The 2,848-nt window shown below is 70.7% G+C and carries 1 protein-coding gene; it reads right to left on the reverse strand.

Going from position 1 to position 2,848, the window contains the following annotated elements; translation table 11 throughout:
• The coding region (locus tag H5J33_RS29675) for an alpha-amylase family glycosyl hydrolase (protein WP_181797883.1) at positions 1–2,848 on the reverse strand (2,848 nt) is incomplete at both ends.

The following is a 2,848-nucleotide window of genomic DNA, read 5'->3' on the forward strand; positions in this document are numbered from 1 at the left end:
GCGCCGGTCAGGGCCGTCTTCCCCAGCCTGATCCAGCGCTCGTCGTCGCTGCCGAGGGTCCCGTCCCGGACGGTCAGGGAGCCGTCGAGGGAGTACAGCAGCTGGGTGGAGGCCGCGCCCGCCACGCCGTTCCAGGCCACGGTGTCCCGGTCGATCCACACCGCCTTGGAGGTGGTGAGGTCGAGGGCGGCGGCGGTGCCGGCCGGTTGCGGCAGCAGGTGCTTCTCCTGGCCGCTCACCAGCCACACCTCGTGGCCGTCGGCCTTGAGGTCCAGGTTCTGGTCGGCCGGGAGGTCCTTCTCGTCGCCCTTGTGGATGATGTAGCCGAGGTTGGTGGCACCCTCGGTGAGGGGCACCTCGAAGACCGCGCCATAGGCATCAGTGTTCACCGGCTTCAGCGGCCGCGACCAGTCGGTGGGGTGCGCGGCGCCCGTCCAGACGTGCAGGCCCCAGCCGTCGTAGTCCCCGTCGGCACGGTGGTAGTGCAGGACGGCCTTCGTCGTGTCCTGGGCGGGGTAGTCCGGCCGCTCGGTGCGTACGTCGGCCCTGCCCTGCTCTATCCACACCTCGCCGGTGCGGGTGACGTCGATGGACCGGTCGGCGGACACGTCCTTGTCACCGTCCTTGTCGACGACCAGGAAGCCGACGTTCGTGGCGCCCGGCCTGAGCTTGACGTAGGCGAAGGCGCCGTAGGCGTCCCGGCCGACGAAGGGGTGGCCGGCCGGCCAGGTGGTGGCCTCGCCGTCGGCCAGGTCGCCCCAGGCGTACAGGCCCCAGTCGGCGTAATCGCCGTCGGCGCGCTTGTAGTGGACGATCGCGTAGTCCCGGGAGGAGGCCCTGGGGACCTCGGGCGCGGGCGGGGTGCCGCTGGTGCTCGCGGCGGTGGCGCTCGCGGTGCGCCCGGCCCGGTCCACCACGACGGCCTTGTAGCGCAGGGCGGTCCCGGCGGGCACCTCGGTGCCGAGGGTCTGGGTGACCTTGTAGGGGGCGTGGTCGGCGGAGCCGAGTGTCCGCCACGGTCCGTCGCCCACCTGGGCGGCGAAGACGACGCGGTCGAGCTGTCCGCCGGTGACGTCCGCGCTCGGCTCCACGGTGCCGGTGGCGCCGGGGGCGGGGGCCGTCAGGGTGAGGGACGGCTTGGTGGCGGGGGCGGCGGGCTTGCCGGCCGCCTTGTAGACGACGGCGGACTCGGCCGGGACGGTGACGGTGACCTTCCGGTCGCCGTCGGAGCGCACCGAGCCGGTGGCGCCGTGGATCCCGCGGTACGTCATGTCCGCCGACCCGGTCCCGAAGGTCGCCGTCTTCTCCGACCCGGTGTTGTTGAAGGCGACGACGTACTCCTGGCCGGACGCGGCGTCGGTGCGGGTGAAGGCGTAGATCCCGGGGCCGTCGGCCGCGTACCGCTCGGTCTGCACGCCGTCGGTCAGGGCCGGGTTCGCCTTGCGGAGCCGGGCGAGGTCCGCGATCTGCCGGTACAGCGGGGCGTGGGTGTCGTAGGCGGCGCTCGCGTGGGTGCGGTCGGTGCCGATCTCGTCGTCGTCCAGGTAGTCGGCGACCTTGGAGGCGAACATGGTCTGGCGGGCGTCCTTGTCGCCGCCGGTACCGGTGAAGCCCTGCTCGTCGCCGTAGTAGACGACGGGATTGCCCCGGCTGAGGAACATCAGCTCGTTGGCCAGCCGGTCCTTGGCCAGGATCTCGGCGTCGGTGGCGTTCGGGTCGTCCTGCTTCAGGAAGGTCCCGATGCGGCCCATGTCGTGGTTGCCGAGGAAGGTGACCTGTTCGTAGGCGTTGGCCTTGTCGGTCGTGTACTTGTAGTCGGCGCCGAAGACGGCCGCCAGCTCGCGGGCGCTCGCGCCCTGGGAGGCGTAGGCGCGGGCCGCGTCCTGGAAGGGGAAGTCGAGGGTGGCGTCGAGCCGGCCCCGGGTGACGTAGGGGGCGGTGACGGAGGGGTCGGCGGAGTAGACCTCGCCGAACATGAAGAAGTTCTTCCGGCCGCGCTCGGCCGCGTAACGGTCCAGCGCGGTGGCCCACTGGGTCCAGAACTCCATGTTCACGTGCTTGACGGTGTCGATCCGGAAGCCGTCGACGGCGAAGTCCCGCACCCAGCGCTGGTAGATCCGCTCCATGCCGTGGACGACCTCGGGGCGCTCGGTCCACAGGTCGTCCAGGCCGGAGAAGTCGCCGTAGGTGGTGGACTCGCCGGTGTACGTGGAGTCGCCCCGGTCGTGGTACATCGCCGGGTCGTTGAGCCAGGCCGGAACCTTCGCCTGACCGGTCGCCCTGGGGGTGTACGGGAAGGAGCCGGTGCCGACGGGCGGGAACTTCCTCGTGCCGTCTGCGTAGTCGGCGTCGTCGAAGGGGCGGCCGTCCTTGGTGAGGTAGGGGAAGGCGCCCTTGGAGAGGTAGTCGTAGGACTTCTCGTCGTAGTCGACGACGTCGGCGGTGTGGTTGGTGATGACGTCGAAGAAGACCTTCATGCCCTTGGCGTGGGCCTTGGAGATGAGGTTCTTCAGGTCCTGGTTGGTGCCGAAGTGCGGGTCGACCTGGGTGAAGTCGGTGATCCAGTACCCGTGGTAGCCCGCCGAGACGTTGTCGCCGGTGCCCTGCACCGGGCGGTTCTTGAAGATCGGCGCCAGCCAGATGGCCGTGGTGCCGAGCCCCTTGATGTAGTCCAGCTTCCCGGTCAGGCCCTTGAGGTCGCCGCCCTGGTAGAAGCCCTTATCGGTGGGGTCGTAGCCGGTGTCGAGGCGGGAGCCGGTCAGGCCGCCGCGGTCGTTGGACGGGTCGCCGTTCGCGAAGCGGTCCGGCAGGACGAAGTAGAACTGCTCGCGGGTGTCGTCGTGCCGGG

Source organism: Streptomyces sp. WELS2, assembly GCF_013870595.1.
Taxonomy (GTDB): Bacteria; Actinomycetota; Actinomycetes; order Streptomycetales; family Streptomycetaceae; genus Streptomyces.